This window comes from Sphingomonas sp. RB1R13 (assembly GCF_036663775.1).
Lineage (GTDB): Bacteria > Pseudomonadota > Alphaproteobacteria > Sphingomonadales > Sphingomonadaceae > Sphingomicrobium.
In genome coordinates this window covers 594,790-620,877 of sequence record NZ_JAXOJM010000001.1, presented here as the reverse complement: position 1 = coordinate 620,877, position 26,088 = coordinate 594,790, and the positions used below count along the sequence as shown (strand labels likewise).

Here is a 26,088-nt window from a genome sequence, read left to right as displayed (position 1 = left end):
TTATTCGATAATCAGGATGGAGGAGTTGTGAACTCCCTCATCGCTGAGCAGGCGCATGGTCGCTTCGAGCGTCCGGATCGACGAAACATGCCGCTTTACCGCGATGACGACATTGTCCACGCCAGCCGATATCCGCGCGAGGAGCGAAGGGGGCAGACCCGACGCATCGATGATGATATAGTCGAACGCACCCGCGATCGGATCCAACCTGTGCTTTACACGCTGCCGCGACAGGAGGCTGGCGTAGTTCGACACGCGAGACCCTGCGCAGATTACCGCAAGATTGGGGATCGAAGTTGCTTGCGGCAGAAGGTTGGGGGGATTGGCGCTGCCCAGCAGGTCGGACAGGCCAAAGCCGTTCGCCAGGCCGAACATCGAATGGAGCCTTGGCCGCGACAGATTGGCATCGACCAGCAGGACCTGGAACCCGGTCACGGCACAGGTTACCGCCAGGCTGGCCGCGACGACCGATGAACTTTCGTCGGTACCCACTCCGGACAATACGATCGAATGCGCCCCGGCTTGCGCCGTTCTGTTTGCGCTCAGGGTCGCCACGAGTTCTCGGAGCTGGGTCGCAAACCTGCTGTTTGACTGGCGCCGAATAAGCGCGGTTTCAGCATTGCCGGCGTCGTCGACGTGCACCTGCAGCGGCATCAGATTGCGCGATCCGTCGATGCTGTTGATTGCGGCTGGTGTTTCGACTTCCGCAACATCGTCGTTGGCGGTGGTCGAAGCATCGCCCACCTGACGCATTCCCAGGGTCGCGAGCACTTCCTCTGCCGGGCGCGAGTTGCGATCACTGGATCGACTGACCTTCCCGAGGAAGGACGAACTATTCTGAAGTCGCATCAGGCATGCCCTCGTTCGAGTAACAACGGTCCATCCCGGGGCAGTGTCAAAGTCGCCAGTACCGGAGCACCGAGGAGACGCTCGAGGCCACTCCAGCTGCGCACGCGAGGATCGAGCGCTTCCAGCACAATTGCCCATATAGCGCCGAGGATCAGCCCTAGGAGGATCGTCAGGGCGATGATCAGGCCGGGCTTGGGCCAGGTCGGCTCTAGCGGCGGGGACGCGCGGTCGAGTATTTGGACCTCGGTTTGAGGTACGTTCCCCTGAAGCCGCATGCGTTCGAGGCGATCGTTGAGGTCGTTGAAATTTTTCTGTGAGGCTACGAATTCGTTCTTGAGGCGGCCATATTCGGCAAGATTGACGCCCATTTTTTCCACGCGCGCCCGCTGTTGCGAGGCGAGCGAACGGAGCCGGGCTTCGCTGGCCCCGGCCGCTCCGCGTTCGGCGGAGGCTTCTCCGCTGCGTGCGGCCCCAAAGGCGCCGGTCGTCGAGGACAATTGCTTGGTCAGCTGTCCCTGGAGCGTGTTGAGCTCGGCTTCAGTGCGCTTGACGTCGGGATAGTCGGGCCCGAAAGTCGCGCGCATATTCGAGAGTGTCCCGCTGGTCACGGCGACCTGCTTCCGCAATTCCTGAATCGAGACGCTTTTCTCGGCGTCGCCTCGGCTTTGCGCGCCAGCAAAGGTCGACTGCCGGGCGGCTGCGGCCCGTGCCTCGGCTGTCGCCAACTGCGTCGCCACCTCTGCCATCTGGGTTCCCTCGCTACTCATGTCGCCGTCATTCGTGATACCCGTGGCCCGAACAAAACTACTCAGTGCGTTTTGCGACTGGATGACATTATTCTTTGCTGTTCCAAGTCGCTGCTCAAGCCAGACGGCGTAATTCTTGGCCGGTTGGGTACGCAGCCGATATTGTGACGCGACCGAGGCGGTTGCGAACCCGTTGGCAATCCGCGCAGCTTCGACCGGATCCTTCGACTTGACCTGAATGACTAAGATGTTGGAATCCTTGCCCGGAACGACATCAAGCGACTTCAACATCCGTTCGCGCATCCATCCATCGAACGGCTTGTCGCCGTCAGTTTCCTTTTTCCATTTGGCGATCACGTTGGGATCTCGATTGACGCCCGCATTGGCGGCCGCCAGGTCACTCACCGAGGGCGACCGGATAAGATCGGCCTGGGTTGCAATGATCTCGCGTGCATTATCCTTCGAATCGTCCGACTTGTTATCGCGAAGCGGATCGGCCGCCCGCGTGTCGAGCAAAAGCGACGAGCTGGCCTGGTAAGAGCGCGGGGCAATAATCACGTAGAGAAGCGCGATAAGGGTAAGAACGAAAGTAACCAGGGCTACCAACTTCCAACGAAAACGGACCGCCTCGATCCAGTCGGCAAAGCTAAGCACGGGGGGCGACCTTTTTGGCTAAGGGCATGATCTTTTCGGCCGAACGGCACAAAGCAATGAGAAATTGAGGCGCCGTCGCATCACGGAAGGTCACAACTCCGTCGAGCCGTTCGAGGGCCGGCGCCAGCGCTCCCTGCTCTTCAGCGGTCAAGGATGCGCGATCGTCGCGATCGTCGGTGGACGCGCGACCGACGCTGCTCCGCGCGAACCGGGCGTAAGGCTCGTTGTCGCCGAAGTCGCCCTCGGCGACCCCCTGGATTGCTTGGCCGGCTTCAGGGTTCATTAGCGCCCACTCAGCGAAGGCGCGGCGCAGTCCGGCAAGTGCCTGGTCAATACCAATGGAGGGCTGTCCGCCTTTGATGGCGCATAAGGATGCGTGCATCCCAAATAGCCGTGCATGGTATGGAGAGCCGCAGGCGACGTCTTCGATGAGGTCAAGCGCAGCATCGGTGAAGGTCAGTTCACAACGTGCCGCGCAGTCGCGCAATATGGCGATGATCGCATCATGGTCGAGCGGATCGGTCGTTACCCTGGTAATGTGGCGGGTCAACGAGGGATGGCTTTGAACGATCGTGTCGAACGCCGAGGCATCGCCGACCAACACAAAGCGCACGGAAATTCGCGCATCGGAAAGCAGCTTAAGCAGTGAGGCGATCTTCCAGCGCAAGTCGGGATCCGAAACGCGGTCGAATTCATCGGCAATGATGATGACTTGAGCGTATTTCACTTGAGCAAGCAGGCCGATAATCTGGTTCGGTGTGGCGTCCGAGCGGAGCGCGCCTATTCGCTCGCGGATTAATCCCACCATATCGGGCTCGAACGACGAAACCGGGATTTGCTCGAGATATTCGCGCATGAGGTCGCCAAAACGCGTGCCATTGTCACAAGCCGAGTAGAGCACGACGACGCCGTCACGGTCGGTATATTGGCCAAAAGTACGAACGAGGGACGTCTTTCCCGAGCCACGCGGCCCCGAGATTATCCCATGGTTGCGACGGAAAAGCACTCCGCTCACCAGTTGGGCAACTTGGGTCTCTCGTCCCCGCAAGTCGCCCGGTTGATCGACCGGCTGCGACGCATCGAAACTTGTATAGACCAGGTCGGCGTCGTCCGAACGGAGCGCCAAGATACCGCGGTCATCTCCTCGTGCCGATAGCAGCCACTCGCCGGCGATCGCGCCTTGATCGAGCGTCCGATACTCCTCCGGCGCGGTCCACAGCTCGAGTGCCGGGACATGCTCGTTCCGGCCACCAAGCTTGTTCATGACAAACTGCGTGATCGATTGCCATTCCATCTCAATCACCCGACCGATAATACATTTTAAATTCCCTCTTGTGGCCAGTAACGTTCATTTCGCCCGCCGCTGACCCAAGCGGCTCTACAATCTCGGGCCGACCAATCGCTGACCGGCAAGTCGCCACAAAAAGGCAATGTTACCAAGCAGATATCGGCGCGCAAGGCGGCGTGGTTCCTGCGCGAGCCGATAAGCCCATTCGAGGCGCAGTCGCCTGAAACCGACGGGTGCACGCGGGACTTCCCCAGCCAGGAAATCTAGCAATGCACCTACGCACAGACAGGGACCTGGAAGGTCGCGCCAGTGACGTTGAGCCCACTCCTCCTGCTGCGGCTGGCCCATCGCCACCAGCACCATGTTGGCACCACTTGCCGCAATGCGACCTAACTGCCTCTCCTCTTCGTCCCGTTCGAAATAACCGTGATCGAAGCCGACAACGGTCACGTTAGCGAATCGTTTAACTAACGTATCGGCCGCGCGTTCCGCGACTCCGGGCACGCCACCCAAAAGGTATAGGCGCAGTGGATGCGTGGTACTGGCGAACAGATCTGGAACGAGATCTGTGCCGTTGAGATTGCTGGGGAACGGCGCGCCGAACAGCGCCTTGCTAGCGATATCGACGCCCAACCCGTCGTTGAGCAGCAAGGCTCCGTCCATCGCTGCGACAAATGCGCGGTTGTGGCTGGCGAGGTTGACGGAATGCGCATTTGCAAACGCGACCATCAGCGGCTTGCCCGCCGCGGCACTTGCCGAAATTCGCCGCTTCGCTTCGTCCCGACTGCAGACGTCGATCGACAATCGCCCGATCCTGCGTCGATCGGTGCCGATCACCCGGCGGTAGACCTCTTCAAAGTGCGGCGCCGAGGCCGCCCAGTCGAACGGCTCTACCGCCCGGCGGGTCGCTTCCCGTCCGAACCGGCGCTGGAATGCGCTTCGGCTCGAAGCTAATCTGTCATAGCTGGCGGGCCATCCGGCGACATCATCAAAGTCGATCAGCTCGCCAAACCCGAGCCGCTCGATGCTGGCGGCAAAGGGAGGAATGTCGCTCAGCGCCAGGAAGAGCCCGGCGCTTGCGGCCTCGACCGCAGCCAAGCCGAATCCTTCATAGGAAGAAGCGCACACATAGACCGAGCTGCGGGCCACCAGCGCCCCCAAGGCCTCGGTGTCAGGGCTGAGGTGGAATTCGACCCGCTCGTTGATATTGAGCAATTCCGCCTGTTTGCGAAGCTCGTCGATGTCTGTGCCCATCGGCTTGCCGGCAATAATCAGCCGGGCATGGGGCTGGATCGCGGCCAGCCCGGCAAACCACGCGAGCAGCAGATCGACCCGCTTGTTGGGGGCGATCCGCCCAAAGTAGATGAAGACGGGACTCGTGGGGTCGGCCTTGCCGGCGAACTTGTCGATGTCGACCGGGTTCGCGATGAGCAGCAGCCGATTGCCGGAGATCGGCCGAAAAAGACGCTCATCCTCCGTACTGCAAGCGATGACCGCGCCATATTGGGAAAGCGACGCGCGAGTGATCGAGGCAAAATAGAGCCGTTTGAGACTCTGGGCGAATTCGGTGTGAAAAAATCCGCCGTGAGTAGTCAGCACCATTGGCTTGCGATGGATGGCGACCGTTGCAGCAAGGTAGTCGGCAAAGAAATCGACTGCATGGACGTGGATGATATCGGCATCGCCGATACTGCCCAGAATCGAGGGAGCAATCGGGTAGCGCATGGAGCCGCGGAAAGGGATCCGCTCGATCAGGTAGCCGTCGCGACCTTCGCGCGCCGGCAGGATGACATCATGGGGATCGGCGAAGATGCGATTGAGCGTGATGACCCGGACATCGTGACCCGCCAACGCCTGGTGCCGCGCCAACTGTGCGACAAATTCCTCGATTCCGCCTAGCCCCGGATGAAATTGCCGGACTACGTGCAGGATTTTTAGCGTGCCACGTTCAGTCATTTCGTTACTTTAACTCGCCCACTGCGTTACCAAGCACGACGCATAAACGCCGGGCGACCGATCCGGGTGCAAAGTCCTGTGCAGCGTGGGCATAATCCAGCGCTGAAAAATTGCACCAATCGCTAACGGAATCACTGCTCCATGTCGTTCTTCGTTCGAATCCTTAGACATTCTTCGCAAAGTATCGTCGCCGGCCTCACTGGCGCGGTCGGATCATTTGTCGCCGCCGCCGTTATCGCGCGAACCTTGGGTGTGGAGGGTACGGCGACGGTCGGCATGGCATTGTGGATCATATTCCTGACGACCACCCTTGCCGACATTGGGATTACCGGAACGCTCTCCCGCTTCCTCGCCGCGCAGCCCCACGACAGAGATCGCCGCGATTTTCAAAGGCTGACCGCTTATGGAATGAGGATCTTCAGCTTGGCCACGATCGCTGGCCTGATCCTGACTGCTGTCATTTTGAGACTCTATTGGTCTGATATCATTGCGAAATATGCGGCTAGCGAGCGGGAGGGGGTGATTTTTTGCGTCATCGTCCTGCTCTGCTTCTTGGTGCATATGCTCTATGCCTTCTCCTATCAGCTGCTGCGTGGTCTGCGGGCGTTCGGGACAATCACTCTTCTGTCTCTGGTCGGGACCGTCGCGCAGATCATTTTGGTGTTCGTCGGCATCCGCTGGCTCGGCGCCAACGGCGCGCTGCTCGCCTATGTCGGCTTTAGCCTGCCGATGTTGTGGGCGCTGACCAAGCTTCGCCCGGCCGACGGTCTGCCGCCACTTTCGGCCCGCCGCCAGATGCGCAGCTACGCCACCAGCTTTTATGCGGCAGCGTTGTTTTCGCCTTTGCTGTGGGTCCGCATTGACGTTATTTTCGTCGATCAGCTGCGTACGGCGCGCGAAGTCGGGCTGTTCGTCGCCGCCTCGACCTTGGCGGCGTTGCTGCTCCAGGTCAGTCAAATGGTCTGCAACGCCTTGCTGCCAAATATCGTGCATGCCGCCAAGGACGGTGAAGAGCATTTGCGGCAGGCCAGCCGGACGGCAGTCCGCTTTGGCTTGTTTCTCCTGCTGCCGGCTTCTGCGATTGTCGCTGCGGTCGCGCCGCAGGTGATCGTCGCTATCTATGGTGCCGCCTTCGCGGGCGCCGGGATAACTGCCGCGCTATTGTGTCTGGCGGCGGGCGCTTCAAGCATGACTCTGGTGGTTTCAAGTGTGCTGAGCGCAGCGGACGCCAATGCACCCTTGGCCCGTAACGGGGTAATTGGGGCGGGACTGACGATCGTTTTCGGGGCCGCGCTGGTTTGGCAGTTCGGGCTGGTGGGCGCTGCTGGTGCAAGGATTTTTGCACAATCGGCGGTTGCGTTCCTAAATCTCGCTGCCCTGCGACGGCGCCTTCCGGATATTGTGCAACTGGGATGGCTGGTGCCGCTGATCGCGGCGAGCTTATGTGGCGGGGCGGCTGCCTTTGCACTCATCACTGTAGCTGCGGGGATCCTTATTGTACCCCTGGCCATGGCGCTTGGCGGCATCGTCTATCTGGTCGTGGCCCTGATCTGGCTGAATCCCAGTCACTCCGAAATAGCCAGCGCTGACCGATTAGCCTTGGCCCAGCCGCCATTCATCGCTGCGATCATGACCAAGTTGGTCAGGCTAGCCGGTTGGCGGCAAAAGAACCGCACATTCGATAATTCATCAAATCCGCCTGCGAAATGAACCTACGCTTCGCTCGTTCATTTTGCATTTCAGGTTCTGCTCTAAAAGGTTATGCAGCATGTTCATGAAATTGAGCCATGTATCCGCCATGGTCGCTGTTGTGGCTCTTTCGTCATGCGGCGGTCAGACCCTTGGCGCTGGCAGCAGTGCGGTGTCGGTCGCCAAGGCGCTACCGCCGCCCGATGCGCCAATCATGCTGTCCGACTTTACAAGTTATCGGCTGGGGCCGCTCGACGTGGTCAGCATTGAGGTTTTCGGCGCACCAACGCTGACGCGCGAAGGAGAAGTGGATGCGGCCGGAAATCTGGCCGTGCCGCTTGTCGGTACCGTGGCGGCCGGTGGCAAGACGCCCAAGGAGGTCGCCACGCTGATCGCCAACGGCCTGCGCGGGCGATATGTGAACGACCCACAAGTCACCGTAAACATCAAGAAGGCGGTCAGTCAGACCGTCACAATCGATGGCTCGGTTCGCGAGCCGGGCATTTACCCCGTCGTCCGCCGAATGACCCTGCAACAGGCTATTGCCTCTGCCAAGGGAGCAGACGACCTAGCCAATCTTGATAATGTCGCAATTTTTCGCACGGTCGGTGGAGAAAAAATGGCCGCGCTCTTCAGCCTTAAGGCAATTCGAGCCGGGCGCATGCCCGATCCGCAAATCTATGCAAATGACATTGTCGTCGTCGGCGAAAATGCGACTAGGCGACTGCTCAAGGACATCAACAATATCCCGATCCTCGGCTCGTTCGGCCGGTTCATCCCTTAATCAGCCCCAGCCATCAGACCATCTTTGATCGACCGAACCCAGGAGCTTTGCATTTTATGACGAAGATACGTCCGGTGATCTTGTCCGGGGGCTCCGGAACGCGGCTGTGGCCATTGTCGCGCCGAACCTTTCCCAAGCAGCTCCTGCCCATCGTGGGTGATGAGTCGATGCTTCAGGTCACGGCTCGGCGAGTAAGCGGCGAGGCATTCGAGCCCCCGCTCGTAATTGGCGGCGAGGATCATCGTTTTTTCCTAAAGAGCCAACTTGAAGAAATTGGCCAAGCGGTGGAGGCGATCCTGCTGGAGCCGGTTGGACGCAATACGGCCAGTGCTGCGGCGCTTGCAGTTGAGTGGGTGCTGGCGCGCGGCGATGACGAACTGCTTTTGCTGATGCCGTCAGACCATGTGATCGACGACCAGCCGGCGTTCGAGCGAGCCATCGCTGCAGCCACGGAGCAGGCGATAAATGGAGGCATTGTCACATTCGGCGCCAAGCCGATGTCGCCAAGCTCGGACTATGGATATATTGAAATCGGCGAGCCGTTTGATGAGGGCCGCGCCCTGCCTATCGCAAGCTTTGTCGAAAAACCCGACGAAGCCCGCGCGGCGGAATTTATTTCTTCGGGCCGATACCTCTGGAATTGTGGCATATTCCTGTTTCGTGCAAGCCATTATCAGGCGATGTTTCGCCAGTTTCTGCCGCACAGCGCCGACGCCGTTGCGCGCTCGATCGAGTCCAGCAGCCGCGATGGAATTTTTGTCCGTCCCCAGCGCGATGCGTTTGCATCGGCAGAAAATATTTCGATCGATCATGGCATCATGGAAAAGACCGCCGAGAAATTCGTCCTGCCCACGAGCATGGGCTGGTCCGACGTCGGAACCTGGAAATCCGTCTGGGAAAAGGCTGAAAAAGACGAGTACGGCAATGCGGTCAGCGGTGACGTCGTGCTGCAGCAAACGCATAATTGCTTGATCAGGAGTGATGGGCGGGCAGTCATTGCCGGCCTTGGGCTGGAGAATATCGCGGTCATTGCCCAGTCGGATGCGATCTTCATTGCGCCCCTCGACCGGGCATCGGGTGTCAAGGCGCTGGTCGATCAACTCGGCGAAGCCCAGGTCGTCAACTTGCCGCCGCGGGTGGCACGGCCGTGGGGATCGTATGAGACGATCAGCGAAGGTGCCCGCTTCCAGATCAAGCGGATCGTCGTGTCGCCGGGCGAGCAACTGTCGTTGCAGATGCATTTCCACCGGGCCGAACATTGGATTGTGGTCAGCGGCACTGCAGAGGTCACCGTCGATGACGAGGTGAAGCTGCTTCAGGAGAATCAGTCGACTTATATTCCGGCCGGCGCGCGGCATCGTCTGGCCAATCCCGGCAAGGTCGCTCTGGAATTGGTCGAAGTCCAGTGCGGACCTTATCTTGGGGAAGACGATATTGTTCGGTTTGACGATGTTTATGGTCGCCACGCAGAATCGGCGGGTACTTGACGAACGGAATTTGGCGCGGCTGTTTCCGTGGTTTGCGAACAATGGGCACTGACCGGACCAGGCGCTAGCGCCGCTGGTCGCGTCGGCCCCATCTTGTGGTCGTTCGAACTTCGCTGGGGACCGCTTTTCCTTGCGCATTGGTGGCCGGATCAAATCGCAAGCGTTCCGTCAAAAGCTGGCAGGTAAGTTGGTCAAGGCGCGGATCACCGCTGCTGCGTTCGGCGCGGCAGTTGCTGATCGATCCCTTAGGTTCAACAACGAACCGGATTCCTACCGTTCCGACCAGTTGGCCATCCATATTGTCACCGTCGGTAAGCCCGCCGCCAAGCCAACGTGCTGGCGCGTCCTTTCGGTCAACGGTCCTGGCCGAACGATCGCCCGGAGCGGCCGGCGGGGCCGGGACGGGCGACAAAGTGGTTTTGTCCGCCACGCCAGGCTCCTTGGAAACCGTTACCCCCTGATTATCGGCTGGCGGTTTCGTGGCCAAGGGAGCCAGCGCGGCTGCAGTGTCCCCAGGAGGCGGGACCGCCGACCCCTTTCCTGCAACTTGCCCGTCGCTCAGCACCCCACCTGCGCGGTCGCTCAGCTGGGAAGGCTGCTCTGTTTGTGGATCGGTTGCCGCTGGCGTCTTGTCCGTCGGTAACGGCGTAAAACTGCCTTCGGATAAACTGTTTGACCCCTGTTTGCCGGGTCGTGCGGAGTACGAATTGACATCGGCTTTAACCGTAGCCGGCAGATGATCGACGATCGGGGTCGGATAGAAGGTCATCAGCATGATGGTGGTGGCGCCCAGCGCGATCAATGCGACGCCGAGCGGGTACCAGATGCGCTTCCGCTGTCGCATGGGCTCTTCGCTATCGTCGCCGAAATCGGCCCCCTTCCAACCATCGTTCGGCAAGGCCGACTGCGGTGTCTTGAGCAGGGTAGCTCCTGCAGGACCCGCAATGGAGTCGTCGTATTGCCGCCGCTTGACGGGGTTTTGCAGGATAGTGTGCGCGATGTTGATCCGGCGGGCCCGCTCGATGCGAACAGGATCGGGTTCGCCCGGCCGGTCGCGGTGGACGCGGATCAGCGAGCGATACGCGTCATGGACCTGCTGTGGTGTCGCATCTGACGTTACGCCCAAGGTCTCGTAATGATCATGATCCGCTGTCGCCATATGGTCGAAACGAACATCCTCGTTACAAGTTCTCCCACAGTCGGCACCGGTTACAAATTGCCGAGGGCGGGCGGCACGTCGAACGGCGTCGGGCGTCGCTATATTCTGCCAATGCTCGCCGCCGTAACTTTATCTAGTGAATAAGTGATCTGGATGAGCATATTGAGTTTAAGCAGCCGAGGAGGAGAGGGGCTTCAGTGCGAGTATTGCAGATCGTCAATTCGCCCGATCCAGGAGGTGTCCTTGCTCTAGCGAATGAGATCGGGTCAGCGCTGCGCTTAGACGGGCTGCGGGTCACGACCATCTTCCTCGCCCCAGAAGTGGACGTTTCGAAAATTGCTAAGTTGCGCGGGGCCTTCAGAGCGGGACGGCGGCTATTGGGGGGCGGGTTCGACACGGTAATTGCTTATCAGGCCGCACCTGCGATCATCGTCGGCCTCGCAGGACTATTTCGCCCGGGGATCCGGCGGATTGTTCATCAAACTACCGTGCCGCGGGCTACCGCCGGCCCGCTCCGCTTGCTCGACCGGATTTTCGGGACGCTCGGCTTGTACACTGCGAATATCGTCAACACGGGTTTTACGCGCGACGAGTTCGCCGCTTATCCAGCGGCCTATCGTCGCCGGCTCATCCTGATCGAACATGGGGTACCAAAACCCGCAGTCATTCAATCCAGGGTAGAGACGCTGCGGCAACATGCCGTCCCGAATGATCGCAGGATCATTCTTGCTACCGCCCGACTAGTTGAGCAAAAGAACCTTCAATTGCTCGTCAGGGTTCTCCCTGATCTGCCCAATGCGCGCCTGATCATTGCCGGAGACGGAAATCTTCGTCACCATCTGGAACGCCTGGCCCGTGATCTGGGGGTTAACGACCGCCTTCATTTGCTTGGGCCGCTGACCCACCGCGATACGGCGCAGCTATATGGCGCTGCTGATATTTTTGCTTTTCCGTCGCTTCACGAAACCTTCGGAATATCTGCCGTCGAAGCCGTCATCATGGGGCTTCCGACGATCGTCAGCGACATTGTGGTTCTCAAGGAAGTGCTCCGGATCGACGCCGCCTCGCCTGTCGCCTTCCTCCCGCCAACCGACGCTGCTGTCTGGGCCGGTGCCATCGGCAAATGGCTCGACACGCCGCCCCCGATACAGGTTCGCGACCAGTTTGCGACCGCGATGGCGCTGAAATACTTACCAGACCGGATGGCCCGATCTTATCTTAGCCTGGTTCGGTCCGCTCGATAGCGCGCCTGCCCGAATAACTGCTTCCTCGCCTTGTCGACGGCATTTGGCTTGTTGGAGACGTCTCTTCGTCCTCATCAGGCAATACCGCATCGCGCGACGCCGTATCTTCGTCGGCGGCAATCGTTTGGCCAAGCAGGATCCACAGCAAAGCCGCGGTCTTGATCGAGAATAGAGACCAGCTGACGATCAGGTTGAGCGATAGATAAAGCGCCACGCCGAAGTGAACATAGCGACTTTCGAGCGTTTTGGCGGGCTTGGCGAACAAGATTGTCCAGATCAGGATGGCTACCACCAGCGACTGCGAGTTGATCAGATAGGCAAACCCGGCGTCTTGGGTCGCCGCCATGTGGCTGAGCGATATGCCGCCAAGATCGTCGAGCGTGAACTTGCGCAGCGTCTCCACGCTATATGCGACGCGCCCGGGGAAATCATCGTTGCCCGCACGAAGGTTCAATATCGCTACGGCAATGAATGTGGCCGCGATTGTGGCGGGGGCCATTACGAGCGGAACAACCGCGGGCAGTCGCTTCTTGAACGGCGCTGCGGTCAGGAGAATCACACAGGCGATTGTCGCCAGCCGACTGTCGCAACCGACAAGCAACAATAAATTGGCAAAGGCCGCGACAATCACCATCCACCTCGGCATGTGCCGCCAGAAGCCGACCAGCCAGACCGTCGCCAACACCACATAATTACCAAGCGACACCGGCTCCAGAAACACCGACGACAACCTGTGGAGTGGCAGGTTGCTGAACAGGAAACGGGCCTCGGGCCGGATGGAACTGATGTACAGCCCGTTGTTCACCCACCAATCATCGACCGACTGCCCCCGAGTGTGCGCAAAATACTGGCCGACCGAAAAGACCGACACGAAACCCGTGGGTGCAATCGCCTCCCACAAGGCGAAAAAGAGGATGACGAGGTGGAGACGAAATATGCTGACGTGAAGGCGACTGTTCCTGCACGTCATGCCGACGATGATGAAGATCGGGATGATTGCAACGTCGCGAAACAGCTTGGGATCGGCGGTCCCGCGGACAATCGACAAGACGAGCCAGGTTACCAACAGGAATGCGAATAGTATGTCCCAGCGACCGGGGCGCCGGGCGGGGCTCAGGAATGGCAGGCCAACCGCGGTCGCCAAAATCAGCGCTTCGCCCAGGATGACCTCCTGTTGGCCCAGCCTGACGATGTTCGTATCGATGAAGCACAGCAGCAGGTTGAACAGGACACTCGCCCACAGCAGGCCGTGCGACCAGGTCGAGGCCGAGTCCTGGCGGGGCGACGCGTGACCCGCGGCCTGCGGGGAAAGCAGCATTGGACGACGATCTGACCCATTTAACCGCGACACGGCGCCCGCGGGGGGAGCGCTCATCGCGCTGATCTCGCCTGCTTGCCGCGCTGCATAACCAACGTGTCAGCCCCTTGTCCGCTCACGGCGCTGGTCGTCGGCAACGGCCAGGAAAAAACCGAACGACCTGACGAAGTAGCGACTGAACAAGCGTCTCGGCTCAAGCAGGAAGCGCCAGAACCATTCCATTCCAAAACGCCGCATGAGCACCGGTGACCGCACCTTCAGGCCCGTCACGAATTCCACTGCCGCGCCTACGCACAGGACCGTTGCGTTGCCGATCGAATCGCGATGATGATAAGCCCAGATTTCAGACTTGGGGGCTCCGACTGCCATGATCAAATGGGTCGCGCCAAAGTCGCGCACATTTGCCGCCAGTCTGTCACCAAACGCCTCATCGCTATCAAATCCTAACGGGGCAACCTCGATCGTTAGGTTATCGTTGCTGAATTTCCGGTCGACCATGGTCTCGCGTATCCTGTCGGCTACTTCGTCATTGCTGACCAGTAAGAACAGGCGGTGCACCATCGGGTCCCAGCGAAGCACGAGTTCCGCAAACAGATCAGCGCCCGTTATCCGTTCCTTCAAAGGTAGGCCAACGACCTTCGCATAAAGATAGACCGGTGCACCATCCGCTGTGATCCGCCAGGCGGAGCGATAGGCATCCTGAAAGGCGACATCGGTTCGCAGCGTCACAACATGATCGACATTAACCGTTGCAACCAACCGTGCGAGACCAGACTGGTCAGGCTTTAGTATCTCGTCGATTAATTCTTCTTGGGTGAGAGAACAGATTGGCAGGCCGAAGACGCGACTTCGCTTTGCGTCGCTCACGCCCATCGCACCCCACCCGTAGGCGAGGGGTCGCCGTCAGAACTAACGCCAAACATGCTCCACCTTAACGCAATCAATTGGACCGGCACAGCATCAACACCGCCAATGGAGCGATGTTCCTGCTGCATCGTGCGGCCATGGCCATCAACCCGTGAGTGCAAGCCCTTGTCCCCTCGACTTTGGCGTCCGGGATATTCCCACCGGGTGATCAGCTGGCGACGAAGCTGCTCGGTTAATCGGGCTGGCCGCGTCCGGGCAATGCCCGCGCTTCCCGATCCGGCGCGAGACGGTGGCTCCGAGGAATAATGGCCGGAAATTGCAATGACATGTAGCACCGCCTATCCCTCGAGCGGGTGGGTGACGGACGGCTATGTACAAGAGAATCCTGTTGGCGGCGGACTGCTCACGGCAGACGCTGGTTGCGTTGCGCGAGGGTGCGCTGATCGCGCAGATCTTCGCGGCGAAGGCGCATCTGCTGATCATCGATCGCGCCGCCGCCGGCTGGGTGACCGCCGATGGCCTCTCGATGGTGCACCAACCGTCCGAAGGGCCCGACCTGCTCAAGCTGGGCCTTGAGCGATTGTCCCGCCTGGGCGTCGCCGCGACGGGGGAAATTCGGCGCGGTGACCCTGCCCAGCTGATTGCGACGACCGCCGTGCGGATGCGCGCCGACCTCATCATCATCGGCCATCGGCGGCAGACGTTCCTGGAACGCTGGTGGTTGACGTCGCCCGGCAGTTCCATCATCGACTCTGTCCAGTGCAGCGTCATGATCGCCCGGGAAACGGTCAGCGATGCACAATTCGAGGCGCATTTCCGGGCGGCACCCGACGCCGAGTGAACCACAGCCGCGCCGCTGCGCCCTGCCGCGACGCTAGCCGCCGCAGATCGGGTTGATGCTCCCCGCCGTTCCCGGCAGCAACACCGCCACCACGAACAATATCGCGCAGCCCAGCGAGACCAGCGCGATGAAGCGCCGTTCGGGGGTTTCATGGCTGTGGTAGGCGACCCCGATCGAGCCCATCGCGCCGATCCCGATGCACAGCAGCCCGAGCCCAAGCACTGCCGCCATCACCGCCGGCGAATAGCGCGCGCAATCGTTGAACAGCCCTGTCGAACCCCATTGGTGAACAACGGCGATTCCAGCGAACCCACCAATGATCCCCGACCAGGGCAGGAAACGACCAATTCCAGTGCGCCGACGCCGGCTCATGCGGCCGCCGGCGACTCGATGGCGCGGGCACTGGTCGGTGCGGGCAGGGCGGCGGCGCTCATTGGGGATATGCTCGATGAAAGGATGGGTCGCCATAGGCCACATAAGTCCGGGCATGCAACCGATTGACGCCGCGGCAAAAAGCGGGCGCGCCGGGGACTAAATTGGGCTATGGCCGGGACCGACCAACCGCGGAGCGCCCCCATGAAGCTGTTCACTCGCCATCCTGCCTCGATCGGCGAAACCTATGGCGAACATCTCGCCGTCGCGTTCGGCTTTGGCGCGCGGATGATCGCGGGCGGCGCCGCCTGCTGCCTCCACGCGCTGCTGCCGTTCGCCTTCGAACGGACCGGCAGCCAGACCGTCGCCGCGCTCTATGCCCAGATGATCGAACATCGCGCCGCGCGATCGGAAGCGCGCAGGGCAAGCGAATATGGCGCATTCGGCGAGTTCGACTGGGCGATTTAAAGCGTTTTTGTTGGCTCGGAGTCTTTGTGCGCTCGCCTTTCGCTGCCGCTCGCTCGCGGGCGAATGTTCACACATGTTCGCGCTCGTGACGTCGTTGTGGCTTGCCTTTCGCTGCCGCTCGCTCGCGGTCAATCCACCGGCACATCGGTCAGCGCGGCCATCAGCGCGGGGAAGGCGGCCTGGACGTCGGCTTGCGGATCGGACAGGTCGCCCGAGCGGCGCTCCCACGGCCCGGCAAAGCGTGCCGGATCAAGCCGCGCGAGCAGCCAGGTCAGCAGCCGATCGGACGGCACGCGCTTCTCGCCGATCAGTTCGTCGCCGCACCAGATCTGCTCGACCCGGCCATTGATCGCGCGGTCGAACACCAGCGCCGACAATCGCCCAACGGCCAGCTGCTGGGCGGCGTCCCACGCGCGGGCGAACGCTGCCGAGCGGATCCTCAGGCCATAGGCACTGCGCGCCGACAGCCCGGCCGACTTCGCCGCCAGATGAACCGATCCGGTTTCCGCAAGCGTGCCGACGAACAGATGCTGGCGCGACGCCGACCAGCCGCCAACCTTGCGGCTCGGCTCGGGCGCAAAGGGCACGGCGTGAAGCGTGGCGGGAGAGGTCAGCTGATCCGGCGCCGCGTCGACCTCGTCGGGCAAGATCTCGAGGCCGAGCCGCTTCGGTTGCGGGACGAACGACAGCCGCGGCCCGCCCTCCTCGTCAGCAGCCTTGCTGCACGCCTTGAAGCTGTCGACCGAGGCGGACCAGGCATCAAACTCCTCCGGCGAAATGTCCCGCACCCTGTTCTTCCGCCGCGCCATGCCCGTCCTCCCGTTGGTCAGGACGGCTCTATGAACCTAAAAGGTTCGTGTAGGACAGCAAAATCTTTTTGGGGGTATTCGGATAAGGGTAAATTCGCGAAGCGGACGTCGGTCGTCGTCCTGGCGAATGCCGGGATCCCTGTCGCTAGAGAATTGAAAAGACCACGCAACCGCCTCTTGGAACCGCCACCACTGGATGTAGCCGAGCTACTGCTGCAGATCGCGCGCGCTCGTATGTTCGGCGCCATGGTTGTTACGACGCCTTAGCGCTTCGAACGAGGGTTGGGTGGCGGACAAAGATCGGTCGGCCAAATGCTGCAATCGGCTACTCAAGGGGTTTGAGTAAACCGTTACCGTAATCTAATTTACTCGGTCGCTGGTGGCTGAGGCGCTTTCAAAACCTCAGTTTGCATCCAGTTGATCTGGCCCGGGCCTGTCTCACTTAGGACAACACCTAACGTGATTGAGGTAGTGACGGGCGGCATAAGGGTTGCGAGTTGTCGGAATGCCCCGTCTTGAGGGATCTGTGGGAGAACGGTGAGAAGGTCCAAGCCAGCTCGGGAAATCAATATGATGCCAACTTGAATTTGGTGCCCCGCAGGACCCTCGGCAACAAATACCAAGTTACCTGCACGGTGGACGAAGTTTCCCTCATCATTGAAATTCCAAGTGAAATTCAGCATTCCGCTGACTTCTCGTAGATAACCGGCGTCTTCAAGAGCTGATAATTCAAGAAGTTCTTCGCCCTTGGTATCCTCATCGTCCTTAAGGAGAAACTTACCTTCAAAAACGTTGCAAACGTGCTTCTGAAACAATTCCGCGAGTCGCTGATCAGTTTCGCTCACGACTCGGAGCGTACTAAGGGAAAAAGAGCCCGGCTTCCTCGACTCGCTTGCGAGTATCTTACCCCACAGTTGACGCACGTGATCCGCGGTGGCTTTTTCCGCGCAAGACTCAAACCAATTCAGCCAATCATCAGATATATCACCTTCGAAGTTCTCGTCCGAGGCACATTCGGACTGTCCTTCTCTAAGATCCTCGAGAGCGAACGCAGCGACGCTAGCTAAGTTTAGGAGCCGTTTAGTCTCTCTTTCTTGAGAAATGTACGCAGCCGCTAAGCCAAGCTGCGCGAGTTTTAGCTCTCCGGCCAGCTGAAGTTCAGCTTTTTGCCGCATTCGCTGGCGGTCTAAGTCGGCTGACAAACGAGTTCGCGCGACCCGCGCTTCAAGGTGGGTCGCAGGCAACGAGAATATTCCGCCGAACAGCCGGTCGATCGCTGATACAAAGCGGCTCCGCGCGTTTAGTGCGACGCCACTTTCCGTAAGCGAAGCTTCAATAGAAACTAGTTCGGGCGGCTCATCTTGGTCCATACCCTACTCCGCCGCCACTCCAGCCCTAGCAAACATATCCTCGCCCTTGTCCTCGATCGCGACGACGTCGTTGCTTGCCTTCGCCTTCGCGCGCACGTCGAAATTGTCCCACACTTCGCCCCAGTTGCCGCGCGTCGCCGCCTTGGAATATTCCGTCGCCCTCGTTTCGAAGAAGTTGGCGTGCTCGACCCCGTTGAGGAGGGGTGCGAGCCAGGGGAGGGGGTGTTCCTTGACCTTGTAGATCGGCGGCAGGTGGAGCTGGCTCAGGCGCCAGTCGGCGATGTAGCGGACGTAGAGCTTGATATCGTCGGCGTTCATGCCTTCGACCGGGCCGGCCTCGAACGCCAGGTCGATGAACGCGTCTTCCAGCCGCACGGTCTTGAAACACATGTCGGTGATGTCGTCGCGGACGGCGCGGGTGAGGCAGTCGCGCTCCTTGGTGAAGGCGTGGAACAGCTTGATGATGCCCTCGCAGTGAAGGCTCTCGTCGCGCACGGACCATGACACGATCTGGCCCATGCCCTTCATCTTGTTGAAGCGCGGGAAGTTCATCAGCATGGCAAAGCTGGCGAACAGCTGCAGCCCCTCGGTGAAGCCGCCGAACATGGCCAGCGTCTTGGCAATGTCCTCGTCGGTGTCGACGCCGAAGGTCGACAGATAGTCGTGCTTGTCCTTCATCTCCTTATACTGGAGGAACATGCCATATTCGCTCTCGGGCATGCCGATGGTGTCGAGCAGGTGGCTGTAGGCGGCGATGTGGACCGTCTCCATGTTGGAGAAGGCGGCGAGCATCATCTTGATCTCGACCGGCTTGAAGATGCGGCCGTATTTCTCGTGATAGCAGTCCTGCACCTCGATATCGGCCTGGGTGAAGAAGCGGAAAATCTGGGTGAGCAGGTTGCGCTCATGCTCGGAGAGCTTCTGCGCCCAGTCGCGGCAATCCTCGCCCAAGGGTACTTCCTCGGGCATCCAGTGGATCTGCTGCTGACGCTTCCAGAAATCGAACGCCCACGGGTATTCGAACGGCTTATACTGGTTGCGGGTTTCGAGAAGGGGCATGGCGGTGGCTCCTGGGTCCTACGAGTGAATATGGGGGCGGGCGGCGGCGATCACCAGAACAGGCGCCGCGGATGGCTGTGGCGGTGGGCGCGGCGGCGGTACATCTGGACGTACATCCACATGCCGGAGATGGCGAAGAAGATCAGGCCGAGCCCCGACAGGATCGAGATGACCACGCCGACCGGCCCGAACTGCTCGCCCGAGTGGAGGTGGTGGAGGAAACCGACGTTCCAGGCGCCGGGCGCGGGCTTAGGACGGCAGTTCATGGTTGCGGGGCAGACGAAGCCGGCGGGGACTGCGGGGGCGGCAGCTCCGGCGGTTGGGCGATCATCGTCGTCCATCCCGCCCTTGTTGACGAGCTCGCCGACCTGGCTGAGCACCCCAGTGACCGCGATCCACAGGATGAAGACGCCGAACAACACGCTCAGCCAGCGGTGGTACTTGCGCATCAGCGGGACGCTCCCAGGTTCATGTCGAGCGGCTTGGCCGTGGTGAAGCCGATCGCGAAACCGGCGAGGAGGAGACCGAAGGCGGCAAGCATCATGCCCGCGATGAGCAGGCCATATTTGGCAGGCTCGCTGTCCTTCGCCCCGATCAGCCGGCGGATCAGCGACGGGCGAAGCAAGGTGACCAGTCCGAGGATGAGGGCCGTTGCACCGGCGAGGGTGAAGACGAGGTTGGCGGTGGTCATTATGTCCCTCTCCCCTTGGGAGAGGGAGGGAGACGCGAAGCGGCGGAAGGGTGAGGGCGAAAGGTCACGGCCTCACCCCGCTCAGCTCCGCTGAGTCGCCCTCTCCCAAGGGAGAGGGGTTTAGAGCGTTCGCGACGCTGGTAACCACGCCTTCGAGGTTTTCCAGCACGTCGTTGTTCCAGAAGCGAAGGACTCGATAACCCTGCGCTTCGATGAAACGTGTTCGGGCGGCGTCATATTCGCCGGCCTCGGCATGCTGGCCGCCGTCGAGTTCGATGACGAGGCGCTCGTTAAAGCAGGCAAGGTCCACGAAAAACGGGCCGACGGGCATTTGTCGGCGCCATTTGCGATCGGGGAAGCTTTCCCGGAGCGCGCTCCACAACCGCTGCTCGGGCTTGGTCGAGTCATGGCGAAGCTGGCGGGCGCGGAGGACGGCGCCAGTTCGTGCCGTGTCGTAGGTCTTCACGGCCTCACCCTTTCGGCGCTGCGCGCCTCATCCCTCTCCCATTGGGAGAGGGAAGGAGCGGCGCCGCCGCGGTAGGGTGAGGGAGTGATCACTGACACGCGAGGCATTCGTCATAGTCCGTCGTTGCCAGCTCATATTTCGGCGCTTCGACCGTATTGTCGGCTTCGACCCCGCCGGCGAACCCGGCGCGCTGGACCGATTTCGAGCGGAGGTAATAGAGCGACTTGATGCCCAGTTCCCACGCGCGGAAGTGAAGCATCATCAGGTCCCACTTGTCGACGTCGGCGGGGATGAACAGGTTCAGCGACTGGGCCTGGTCGATGTAGGGGGTGCGGTCGGCCGACAGTTCGAGCAGCCAGCGCTGGTCGATCTCGAAGCTGGTCTTGTAGGTGTCCTTCTCCTCGGCCGTGAGGAAGTCGAGGTGCTGGACCGACCCGCCCTGCTCGAGGATCGAATTCCACACGTTGGCCGAGTCCTTGGACTTGTCCTGCAGCAGCTTCTCGAGGAACGGATTCTTGATCGAAAAGCTGCCCGACAGCGTCTTGTGGGTATAGATGTTGGCCGGGATCGGCTCGATGCACGCGCTGGTTCCGCCGCAGATGATCGAGATTGACGCAGTCGGCGCGATCGCCATCTTGCAGCTGAAGCGCTCCATCACGCCCATGTCGGCGGCGTCGGGGCAGGGGCCACGCTCTTGTGCGAGCATCATCGACGCCTGGTCGACCTGAGCGCGGATATGCTTGAAGATCTTGAGGTTCCACGACTTGGCCATGGCGCCCTCAAACGGCAGGCTACGCGCCTGGAGGAAGCTGTGGAAACCCATCACGCCGAGGCCGACCGAGCGTTCGCGCTCGCAGCTATATTTGGCGCGCGCCATCTCGTCGGGGGCGCGGGCGATATAGTCCGACAGGACATTGTCGAGGAAGCGCATGACGTCCTCGATGAAATCCTTGTCGCCGTTCCACTCGTCCCACTTTTCCAGGCCGAGCGACGACAGGCAGCAGACCGCGGTGCGCTCGGCGCCGAGATGGTCCTTGCCCGTCGGCAAGGTGATTTCACTGCACAGGTTCGAGGTCGTCACCTTGAGGCCGAGGTCGCGATGATGCTTGGGCATCGACCGGTTCACCTGGTCGATGAAGATGATGTAGGGCTCGCCGGTGGCGAGGCGGGTCTCGACCAGCTTCTGGAACAGCGATCGCGCATCGACCTTGCCCCGCTCGGTCTGGTCACGGGGACTGCGCAGGATGAACTCGTCGCCATTTCGCACGGCCTCCATGAACTCGTCGGTGACGAGCACGCCGTGGTGGAGATTCAATGCCTTGCGGTTGAAGTCGCCCGAGGGTTTGCGGATCTCAAGGAATTCCTCGATCTCGGGGTGCGAGACGTCGAGGTAGCAGGCGGCCGAGCCACGGCGCAGCGAACCCTGGCTGATCGCGAGGGTCAGGCTGTCCATCACGCGGACAAAGGGGATGATCCCGCTGGTCTTGCCGTTGAGGCCGACCGGCTCGCCAATGCCGCGGACATTGCCCCAATAAGTGCCGATGCCGCCGCCCTTGGACGCCAGCCACACATTCTCGTTCCACGTATCGACAATGCCGCCCAGGCTGTCCGACACCGAGTTGAGGTAGCATGAAATCGGCAGCCCGCGCCCGGTGCCGCCGTTCGACAGCACAGGGGTGGCGGGCATGAACCACAGCTTCGAGATATAGTCATAGACCCGCTGGGCATGGTCCTGGTTGTCGGCGTAGGCCGAGGCGACGCGCGCGAACAGGTCCTGATAGGATTCGCCCGGGAGCAGGTAACGGTCGTTCAACGTGTCCTTGCCGAAGTCGGTCAGGAGCGCATCGCGGCTCGAATCGGTGACGACGTTGAAGGCGCGCGTATCGATCGTGTGGCTGTCGCGCACGGGCGCCACGTCGGCGGCGTCGACCGTGCTGCTGCTTGCGAAATCCATGACCGGCTCCTGCTTTTCCGGGGAAGCGAATGGCTTCCCATGTTCTATATCTGTTCGACTCGCGACCATGGCCCGAGCCTAGCGTATTTTGCACCGTCGCGGGTCTTTTTCTGTGGCCTGTCCCCGATATCCACAGGCACAGCGCCTCCGTTACCGGATATAGGTATATCCAGTCCCAACCACTAGGTGTTGAGTGAAGCCCCCGTCGCTACACAATGGATAGTGTTTGAAAGTGACGCCGGACGCAAGATAGATTTTAACGATCCGTTAAAAAATCGGACGATTTTCGATGAAATGGCTGAAACGCGCCACAGTCGCCCCTTCGGCGCCAAGACGATGTCGATCCGTCTTTGGTGGTGCGGATACAGCGTGCTCACGGTCGCCGACGAAAGGCTCAGCCCTTAGTCGCTTCGGGCTCGGGTGGCGGTCCCATGACGCGCAGCGCACCCTTGCGGATCTTATACTCAAGCGGCGACTGGAGTTGCTCGGTCTCGCCGTCGACCGACACCGTCAAATGGCTTCGGCGGCTTTCGACACGCAATGTCTCGACCGCGTCGAGGCGGATCATGTCATCGTCGCGGGCGCGGTTGAGCAGGGTGCGGAGCGCGACCGCGAACAGGCCCCAGCGGCCCTTCTTGCGCAGCACCAGTACGCACAATTTGCCGTCGACCAGCGACTTGCGCTGCCCGGGGGTCGGCAAGGCCACGGCATAGTCATTATTGCCGATGAACAGCAACGGCGTCTCGATCGCCAGCCGGTCGCCATCGGCGCAGATCGTGATCCGGGCATGGCGAAAGCGGACCAGCGTGCGCAGCGCGGCGATCATCATCGCCGTTTTCTTCGACCGGCCGAGGCGTTTCTGCTGGGCGTCGCGGTCGACCACCATCAGCGGGTAGAGGCCAAGCGCGCTATTGTTGACAAACACCTGCCCGTTGAGGTCGGCGACGTCGATACGGCGGTCGTGCCCGCCGCCGATGATCACCGCCGCCTTGTCGATGTCGAACGGGATGGCGAGGTCGCGCGCAAGGTGGTTGAGCGTGCCCAGTGGCAGAATGCCGAGGATTGTCTCGGTCCCGGCGATGGCGCCCGCCGCCGCGCTGATCGACCCGTCGCCGCCGCCGGCGATGACGAGTTCGGCCCCCGCCGCGACCGCTTCCTGCGCCCGCCTGGCAACTCCCGCGCCGTCGAGCAACTCGACCTCGCCCTCGATGCCCGCTGCGCGCATCGCCGCCTCGACCTTCTGGCCGATCTGGTCGTCGCCCTTGGCGGTCCCGCCCGAGCGGTTGATGAGGATGACTGCTTTCATGGGCGGCTTAACGCAGCGAGGCGCGCAATGGGTGCGCGGGACCAGATCAGTGCCCGAGCAGGACCAGCGCGGTCGCGAGCCCGACTGCGACGACAAGGATCAGCAGGAGCCACGGAATCTGGCGATATTGCGCCTGGCGCCGTCGCTCGACCACCGCTTCGTCAAAGAAATAGCGTCCTCCGCCAACGTCCTTGATCACGTCGATTGCTTCGAGCCGGAGGAGCCATTGCCGCTCCATGAATGTCGGTCGGTCGAGCGAGATCGCCTTTGTGCGGTCGGTTGCCCCATGGCTCGTCAACCGCTCGATTAGCCGGCGCCGTGCCATTTCGGAAAAGGCCGCGATCAGGATCGTAAAGAGCGGCGCGACCGCCGGCGCGTGGCGGGTGAGGTCGCTCATGCCTTGGCCGGAGCTCCCGCCGCCGCCGCCGGGCAATTGCCGACGCGCTTGCCGGTCAGGCTGCGATTGGCGACATAATCATCGGGGCTGATGAAGCTGGTGCCCGTGGTGACCTTGGCGGTGAAGCCGTCGGCGGTGAACTGGCCGTCGATCGAATAGTTGACCGACCCCGACTTGCCCTTGCGCTGGCAGTTGTACTGGATGTTGAGGATCGCGCCGCTCGAATAGCTTTGGGTCGCCCTGCACACGTCGCCGGGTTCGATGAACAGCGTCGCCTCGGGCGTCCCGTCGGCAGCGACGCAGCCCTTGAGCGTGGTCATGTCGCCGACCTTGGCCGTGGTCGCGGGGGCTTCGCGGTCGGCCTTGGCCAGCGTGTCGAGCTTGGCCGACACCTCATAGGCGCCCGCGGTCAGCTGCTTGGCCTCGCCGGCGCGCTTGTCGACCTTGGGGGCATCGTCACAGGCGGCGAGGAGCAGTAGCGGCGCGGCGGCAAGCGCCCAGCGAAGGTCGGTCATCATTTTATTCCCCTTGGAGTTTTCTGGTGGCGCATTGATTTGATCGAGCGTTTCATTTTGGCGGACACCTCCCCGTACCGGGACCGGTGACGGCACGGCCGGGGCGGGCGAGGGTCATCTGGCCGTCGAGCAACACCGGCTGGCCGTTGACCAGCACGTCGCGCATGCCGACCGCGAATTGCTGCGGCTTGTCAAAGGTGGCGGTGTCGGCGATTTTGGCCGCGTCAAAGATCGCAAGGTCGGCGTGCATGCCGGCGCGGATCATCCCGCGATCCTTAATGCCGAGGTTCGACGCCGGCTGGTAGGAGAGCTTGCGCACCGCCTCGGCCAGCGACAGCTTCTTGTCGTCGCGGACATATTTGCCGAGCAGCCGCGAGAAATTGCCGTAGGTGCGCGGGTGGACGCTCGACAGCAGAAATTTGCCCCGTGGTGCTTGCGAGCCGGCGTCGCTTCCAAACGACATCCACGGCAGGGCGGTCTGGCGCGCGACATTCTCCTCGCCCATCAGGAAATAGGCGGTGCCGACACGCGTCCCGTCCTCGATCACCAGGTCGATCGCAGTGTCTTCCGGGCTGGTCCCCCGCGCCTTCGCCACCTGGGCAAGGGTCATGCCGGTATATTTCTTCAGCGCCGGATTCTTGAACTGCAGGAACAGGACCTTGTCGGGGCCGCCGGCCTGGAAATAGAGGCTGTCCCAGCCGACCGGGCGAAGCTTCATCTCGGCGATGACTTTCTTGCGCATCACCGGGTCGAGCAGCCGCTTGCGCCATTGGTCATAGCCCCCCGCGCGGACCCATGGCGGCATCGCCGCGTCGAGCCCGGTGGCGCCGGCGGTGTAGGTGTACATGTCCGCCGTGATGCGGATGCCCTGCGCCCGCGCCGCCTCGATCCGGTCGATCATCGGCTTTTGCTTGTCCCAATTGCCCGTGCCGGCCTGCTTCATATGATAGATTTCGGCCGGGCCGCCCGAAGCGCGAGCGATGGCGATCAGCTCGTCGGTCGCGTCGAGGACATGGTCGCTCTCGTTGCGCATGTGGCTGATGTACATGCCGCCGCACTGCGCCGAGGCAGTGGCGAGCGCGATCAGCTCGGGGGTTTCGGCGAAGGTCGCGGGGGCATAGATCAGCGACGATCCGACCCCCATCGCGCCCTCGTTCATCGCCGCGCGGACGAGGTTCTGCATCTCGGCGAGCTGGGCCGGGGTCGGGTCGACATCATCTTCACCCAGCACAAAGGTGCGAACCTGGCTGGCGCCGACGAAGCTGGCGACGTTGGGGGCGATGCCCTTTTTCTCGAGGAAGTCCCAATAGCCGCGCAGGCTGCGCCAGCTGATCGGATATTTGATGTCGACCTGCTGCGCCTCGGCGTTGGCGATCATCTTGTCGTTGTAGGGGCCCTCACTGTCGCCCTCGCCCATCACTTCGAGCGTGACGCCCTGGCGGATGTCGCTTTCGCTCGCGCCATCCTCGACCAGCGAGTCATTGGCCCAGCTGAGCATGTTGACGAAGCCCGGCGCGACGGCGAGGCCGGTGGCGTCGATCGTCCGACTGGCCATGCCGTCGAGGTGCGGCGCGACGGCAACGATGCGGTCGCCGCTGATGCCGACGTCGCCGGTGAACGGCTGGCCGCCGCTACCGTCGACGATGGTCCCGCCGCGAATGATGAGGTCGAACTGCTGCGCCGTCTGTGAAGGGGCGCGTGCGGGGGGCGGGGCGCTGGCGCAGGAAGCCAAGAGGAAAGAGAGCGAAGGCCATAAAGCACGCATGAAATCCCCCCCCCGGAACGCCCGCGTTGCGCAG

The 26,088-nt window shown here is 61.4% G+C and carries 26 protein-coding genes; 7 read left to right on the top strand and 19 right to left on the bottom strand.

What is annotated here, in order from left to right; translation table 11 throughout:
• The 4 genes from U1700_RS02965 to U1700_RS02950 form a co-directional block, all read right to left on the bottom strand.
• Nucleotides 1-771 carry a hypothetical protein gene (locus U1700_RS02965; RefSeq protein WP_332749992.1) on the bottom strand — a complete coding sequence of 257 codons (771 nt, stop codon included), beginning with the start codon at nucleotides 769-771 and terminating at the stop codon, nucleotides 1-3.
• Between the two features lie 77 nt (nucleotides 772-848).
• Nucleotides 849-2,249, bottom strand: a complete 1,401-nt coding sequence (locus tag U1700_RS02960) for a GumC family protein (protein ID WP_332749990.1) — start codon at nucleotides 2,247-2,249, stop codon at nucleotides 849-851.
• Entirely contained in the window at nucleotides 2,242-3,513 is a 1,272-nt protein-coding gene (locus tag U1700_RS02955; protein ID WP_332749988.1) for an ATP-binding protein, read from the bottom strand. The genes U1700_RS02960 and U1700_RS02955 overlap by 8 nt, the downstream gene beginning before the upstream one ends.
• Nucleotides 3,514-3,627: 114 nt before the next feature.
• The gene (locus U1700_RS02950) at nucleotides 3,628-5,493 is read right to left on the bottom strand and encodes a WecB/TagA/CpsF family glycosyltransferase (RefSeq protein ID WP_332749986.1); all 1,866 of its coding nucleotides are present in this window, start codon (nucleotides 5,491-5,493) and stop codon (nucleotides 3,628-3,630) included.
• Nucleotides 5,494-5,634: 141 nt separating this feature from the next.
• Between U1700_RS02950 and U1700_RS02945 the strand changes: the two genes are divergently transcribed.
• From U1700_RS02945 to U1700_RS02935, 3 genes are read left to right on the top strand one after another with little or no spacing between them, the layout of a single operon-like run.
• Complete coding sequence (locus tag U1700_RS02945; RefSeq protein WP_332749984.1) at nucleotides 5,635-7,203, top strand: oligosaccharide flippase family protein; 1,569 nt, start codon at nucleotides 5,635-5,637, stop codon at nucleotides 7,201-7,203.
• Nucleotides 7,204-7,261: 58 nt separating this feature from the next.
• Nucleotides 7,262-7,966, top strand: coding sequence for a polysaccharide biosynthesis/export family protein (locus U1700_RS02940; protein ID WP_332749982.1), 705 nt, complete (start codon nucleotides 7,262-7,264; stop codon nucleotides 7,964-7,966).
• A 56-nt stretch (nucleotides 7,967-8,022) separates the two neighbouring features.
• Complete coding sequence (locus tag U1700_RS02935; protein WP_332749981.1) at nucleotides 8,023-9,453, top strand: mannose-1-phosphate guanylyltransferase/mannose-6-phosphate isomerase; 1,431 nt, start codon at nucleotides 8,023-8,025, stop codon at nucleotides 9,451-9,453.
• A 64-nt stretch (nucleotides 9,454-9,517) separates the two neighbouring features.
• Here U1700_RS02935 and U1700_RS02930 read toward each other — a convergent pair whose 3' ends face one another.
• Nucleotides 9,518-10,612: a TonB family protein gene (locus tag U1700_RS02930; RefSeq protein ID WP_332749980.1), complete on the bottom strand. Its 1,095-nt coding sequence runs from the start codon at nucleotides 10,610-10,612 to the stop codon at nucleotides 9,518-9,520.
• Nucleotides 10,613-11,130: 518 nt separating this feature from the next.
• Here U1700_RS02930 and U1700_RS02925 point away from each other — a divergent pair.
• On the top strand, nucleotides 11,131-11,856 hold the full coding sequence (locus U1700_RS02925) for a glycosyltransferase family 4 protein (protein ID WP_332749979.1): 726 nt from the start codon (nucleotides 11,131-11,133) through the stop codon (nucleotides 11,854-11,856).
• Here U1700_RS02925 and U1700_RS02920 read toward each other — a convergent pair.
• Complete coding sequence (locus tag U1700_RS02920; RefSeq protein WP_332749977.1) at nucleotides 11,831-13,174, bottom strand: hypothetical protein; 1,344 nt, start codon at nucleotides 13,172-13,174, stop codon at nucleotides 11,831-11,833. The genes U1700_RS02925 and U1700_RS02920 overlap by 26 nt on opposite strands.
• Nucleotides 13,175-13,273: 99 nt before the next feature.
• Nucleotides 13,274-14,041, bottom strand: a complete 768-nt coding sequence (locus tag U1700_RS02915; RefSeq protein ID WP_332749975.1) for a WecB/TagA/CpsF family glycosyltransferase — start codon at nucleotides 14,039-14,041, stop codon at nucleotides 13,274-13,276.
• Between the two features lie 370 nt (nucleotides 14,042-14,411).
• Between U1700_RS02915 and U1700_RS02910 the strand changes: the two genes are divergently transcribed.
• Nucleotides 14,412-14,882 carry a universal stress protein gene (locus tag U1700_RS02910; protein WP_332749973.1) on the top strand — a complete coding sequence of 157 codons (471 nt, stop codon included), beginning with the start codon at nucleotides 14,412-14,414 and terminating at the stop codon, nucleotides 14,880-14,882.
• Between the two features lie 33 nt (nucleotides 14,883-14,915).
• Here the strand turns inward: U1700_RS02910 and U1700_RS02905 are convergent, their stop codons facing one another.
• Entirely contained in the window at nucleotides 14,916-15,350 is a 435-nt protein-coding gene (locus U1700_RS02905; RefSeq protein ID WP_332749972.1) for a hypothetical protein, read from the bottom strand.
• 108 nt (nucleotides 15,351-15,458) lie between these two features.
• Between U1700_RS02905 and U1700_RS02900 the strand changes: the two genes are divergently transcribed.
• Nucleotides 15,459-15,722 (top strand): DUF6356 family protein, encoded by a 264-nt coding sequence (locus tag U1700_RS02900; RefSeq protein WP_332749970.1) that lies wholly within the window; start codon nucleotides 15,459-15,461, stop codon nucleotides 15,720-15,722.
• A gap of 128 nt (nucleotides 15,723-15,850) precedes the next feature.
• Here U1700_RS02900 and U1700_RS02895 read toward each other — a convergent pair whose 3' ends face one another.
• The 7 genes from U1700_RS02895 to U1700_RS02865 form a co-directional block, all read right to left on the bottom strand.
• The gene (locus tag U1700_RS02895) at nucleotides 15,851-16,531 is read right to left on the bottom strand and encodes a hypothetical protein (RefSeq protein WP_332749968.1); all 681 of its coding nucleotides are present in this window, start codon (nucleotides 16,529-16,531) and stop codon (nucleotides 15,851-15,853) included.
• 365 nt (nucleotides 16,532-16,896) lie between these two features.
• The gene (locus U1700_RS02890) at nucleotides 16,897-17,901 is read right to left on the bottom strand and encodes a DUF2806 domain-containing protein (RefSeq protein WP_332749967.1); all 1,005 of its coding nucleotides are present in this window, start codon (nucleotides 17,899-17,901) and stop codon (nucleotides 16,897-16,899) included.
• Between the two features lie 3 nt (nucleotides 17,902-17,904).
• A complete protein-coding gene (locus tag U1700_RS02885) occupies nucleotides 17,905-18,960 on the bottom strand; it encodes a ribonucleotide-diphosphate reductase subunit beta (protein WP_332749965.1) in 1,056 nt (351 codons plus the stop codon).
• Between the two features lie 50 nt (nucleotides 18,961-19,010).
• Nucleotides 19,011-19,412, bottom strand: coding sequence for a PepSY domain-containing protein (locus U1700_RS02880; RefSeq protein ID WP_332751116.1), 402 nt, complete (start codon nucleotides 19,410-19,412; stop codon nucleotides 19,011-19,013).
• Nucleotides 19,409-19,651, bottom strand: coding sequence for a hypothetical protein (locus tag U1700_RS02875; protein WP_332749963.1), 243 nt, complete (start codon nucleotides 19,649-19,651; stop codon nucleotides 19,409-19,411). The genes U1700_RS02880 and U1700_RS02875 overlap by 4 nt, the downstream gene beginning before the upstream one ends.
• Nucleotides 19,652-19,715: 64 nt before the next feature.
• Nucleotides 19,716-20,117, bottom strand: a complete 402-nt coding sequence (locus tag U1700_RS02870) for an endonuclease domain-containing protein (RefSeq protein WP_332749962.1) — start codon at nucleotides 20,115-20,117, stop codon at nucleotides 19,716-19,718.
• Nucleotides 20,118-20,205: 88 nt separating this feature from the next.
• Nucleotides 20,206-22,071 (bottom strand): ribonucleoside-diphosphate reductase subunit alpha, encoded by a 1,866-nt coding sequence (locus U1700_RS02865; protein WP_332749960.1) that lies wholly within the window; start codon nucleotides 22,069-22,071, stop codon nucleotides 20,206-20,208.
• Nucleotides 22,072-22,260: 189 nt separating this feature from the next.
• Between U1700_RS02865 and U1700_RS02860 the strand changes: the two genes are divergently transcribed.
• Nucleotides 22,261-22,476, top strand: a complete 216-nt coding sequence (locus tag U1700_RS02860; protein WP_332749957.1) for a hypothetical protein — start codon at nucleotides 22,261-22,263, stop codon at nucleotides 22,474-22,476.
• On the opposite strand, the gene U1700_RS02855 is transcribed toward U1700_RS02860, so the two are convergent.
• Genes U1700_RS02855 through U1700_RS02840 form a run of 4 tightly spaced genes read right to left on the bottom strand, consistent with a single transcriptional unit; the run spans nucleotide 22,466 to nucleotide 26,054 of the window.
• Complete coding sequence (locus tag U1700_RS02855; protein WP_332749955.1) at nucleotides 22,466-23,377, bottom strand: diacylglycerol/lipid kinase family protein; 912 nt, start codon at nucleotides 23,375-23,377, stop codon at nucleotides 22,466-22,468. The two genes, U1700_RS02860 and U1700_RS02855, sit on opposite strands and share 11 nt — an antisense overlap.
• Nucleotides 23,378-23,423: 46 nt before the next feature.
• The gene (locus U1700_RS02850) at nucleotides 23,424-23,774 is read right to left on the bottom strand and encodes a hypothetical protein (RefSeq protein ID WP_332749953.1); all 351 of its coding nucleotides are present in this window, start codon (nucleotides 23,772-23,774) and stop codon (nucleotides 23,424-23,426) included.
• Nucleotides 23,771-24,292, bottom strand: coding sequence for a DUF3617 domain-containing protein (locus U1700_RS02845; RefSeq protein ID WP_332749951.1), 522 nt, complete (start codon nucleotides 24,290-24,292; stop codon nucleotides 23,771-23,773). Before U1700_RS02845 ends, U1700_RS02850 begins: the two co-directional genes overlap by 4 nt.
• A 49-nt stretch (nucleotides 24,293-24,341) precedes the next feature.
• Nucleotides 24,342-26,054, bottom strand: a complete 1,713-nt coding sequence (locus tag U1700_RS02840) for an N-acyl-D-amino-acid deacylase family protein (protein ID WP_332749950.1) — start codon at nucleotides 26,052-26,054, stop codon at nucleotides 24,342-24,344.
• Nucleotides 26,055-26,088 lie beyond the last annotated feature (34 nt).

What these genes read in the sequence shown, in the direction of transcription:
- U1700_RS02955 (WP_332749988.1), bottom strand. Translation starts at nt 3,513, where the DNA reads ATGAACAAGCTTGGTGGCCGGAACGAGCATGTCCCGGCACTCGAGCTG.
- U1700_RS02950 (WP_332749986.1), bottom strand. Translation starts at nt 5,493, where the DNA reads ATGACTGAACGTGGCACGCTAAAAATCCTGCACGTAGTCCGGCAATTT.
- U1700_RS02945 (WP_332749984.1), top strand. Translation starts at nt 5,635, where the DNA reads ATGTCGTTCTTCGTTCGAATCCTTAGACATTCTTCGCAAAGTATCGTC.
- U1700_RS02940 (WP_332749982.1), top strand. Translation starts at nt 7,262, where the DNA reads ATGTTCATGAAATTGAGCCATGTATCCGCCATGGTCGCTGTTGTGGCT.
- U1700_RS02935 (WP_332749981.1), top strand. Translation starts at nt 8,023, where the DNA reads ATGACGAAGATACGTCCGGTGATCTTGTCCGGGGGCTCCGGAACGCGG.
- U1700_RS02930 (WP_332749980.1), bottom strand. Translation starts at nt 10,612, where the DNA reads ATGGCGACAGCGGATCATGATCATTACGAGACCTTGGGCGTAACGTCA.
- U1700_RS02920 (WP_332749977.1), bottom strand. Translation starts at nt 13,174, where the DNA reads ATGCTGCTTTCCCCGCAGGCCGCGGGTCACGCGTCGCCCCGCCAGGAC.
- U1700_RS02910 (WP_332749973.1), top strand. Translation starts at nt 14,412, where the DNA reads ATGTACAAGAGAATCCTGTTGGCGGCGGACTGCTCACGGCAGACGCTG.
- U1700_RS02905 (WP_332749972.1), bottom strand. Translation starts at nt 15,350, where the DNA reads ATGGCGACCCATCCTTTCATCGAGCATATCCCCAATGAGCGCCGCCGC.
- U1700_RS02900 (WP_332749970.1), top strand. Translation starts at nt 15,459, where the DNA reads ATGAAGCTGTTCACTCGCCATCCTGCCTCGATCGGCGAAACCTATGGC.
- U1700_RS02895 (WP_332749968.1), bottom strand. Translation starts at nt 16,531, where the DNA reads ATGGCGCGGCGGAAGAACAGGGTGCGGGACATTTCGCCGGAGGAGTTT.
- U1700_RS02890 (WP_332749967.1), bottom strand. Translation starts at nt 17,901, where the DNA reads ATGGACCAAGATGAGCCGCCCGAACTAGTTTCTATTGAAGCTTCGCTT.
- U1700_RS02885 (WP_332749965.1), bottom strand. Translation starts at nt 18,960, where the DNA reads ATGCCCCTTCTCGAAACCCGCAACCAGTATAAGCCGTTCGAATACCCG.
- U1700_RS02875 (WP_332749963.1), bottom strand. Translation starts at nt 19,651, where the DNA reads ATGACCACCGCCAACCTCGTCTTCACCCTCGCCGGTGCAACGGCCCTC.
- U1700_RS02865 (WP_332749960.1), bottom strand. Translation starts at nt 22,071, where the DNA reads ATGGATTTCGCAAGCAGCAGCACGGTCGACGCCGCCGACGTGGCGCCC.
- U1700_RS02855 (WP_332749955.1), bottom strand. Translation starts at nt 23,377, where the DNA reads ATGAAAGCAGTCATCCTCATCAACCGCTCGGGCGGGACCGCCAAGGGC.
- U1700_RS02850 (WP_332749953.1), bottom strand. Translation starts at nt 23,774, where the DNA reads ATGAGCGACCTCACCCGCCACGCGCCGGCGGTCGCGCCGCTCTTTACG.
- U1700_RS02845 (WP_332749951.1), bottom strand. Translation starts at nt 24,292, where the DNA reads ATGATGACCGACCTTCGCTGGGCGCTTGCCGCCGCGCCGCTACTGCTC.
- U1700_RS02840 (WP_332749950.1), bottom strand. Translation starts at nt 26,054, where the DNA reads ATGCGTGCTTTATGGCCTTCGCTCTCTTTCCTCTTGGCTTCCTGCGCC.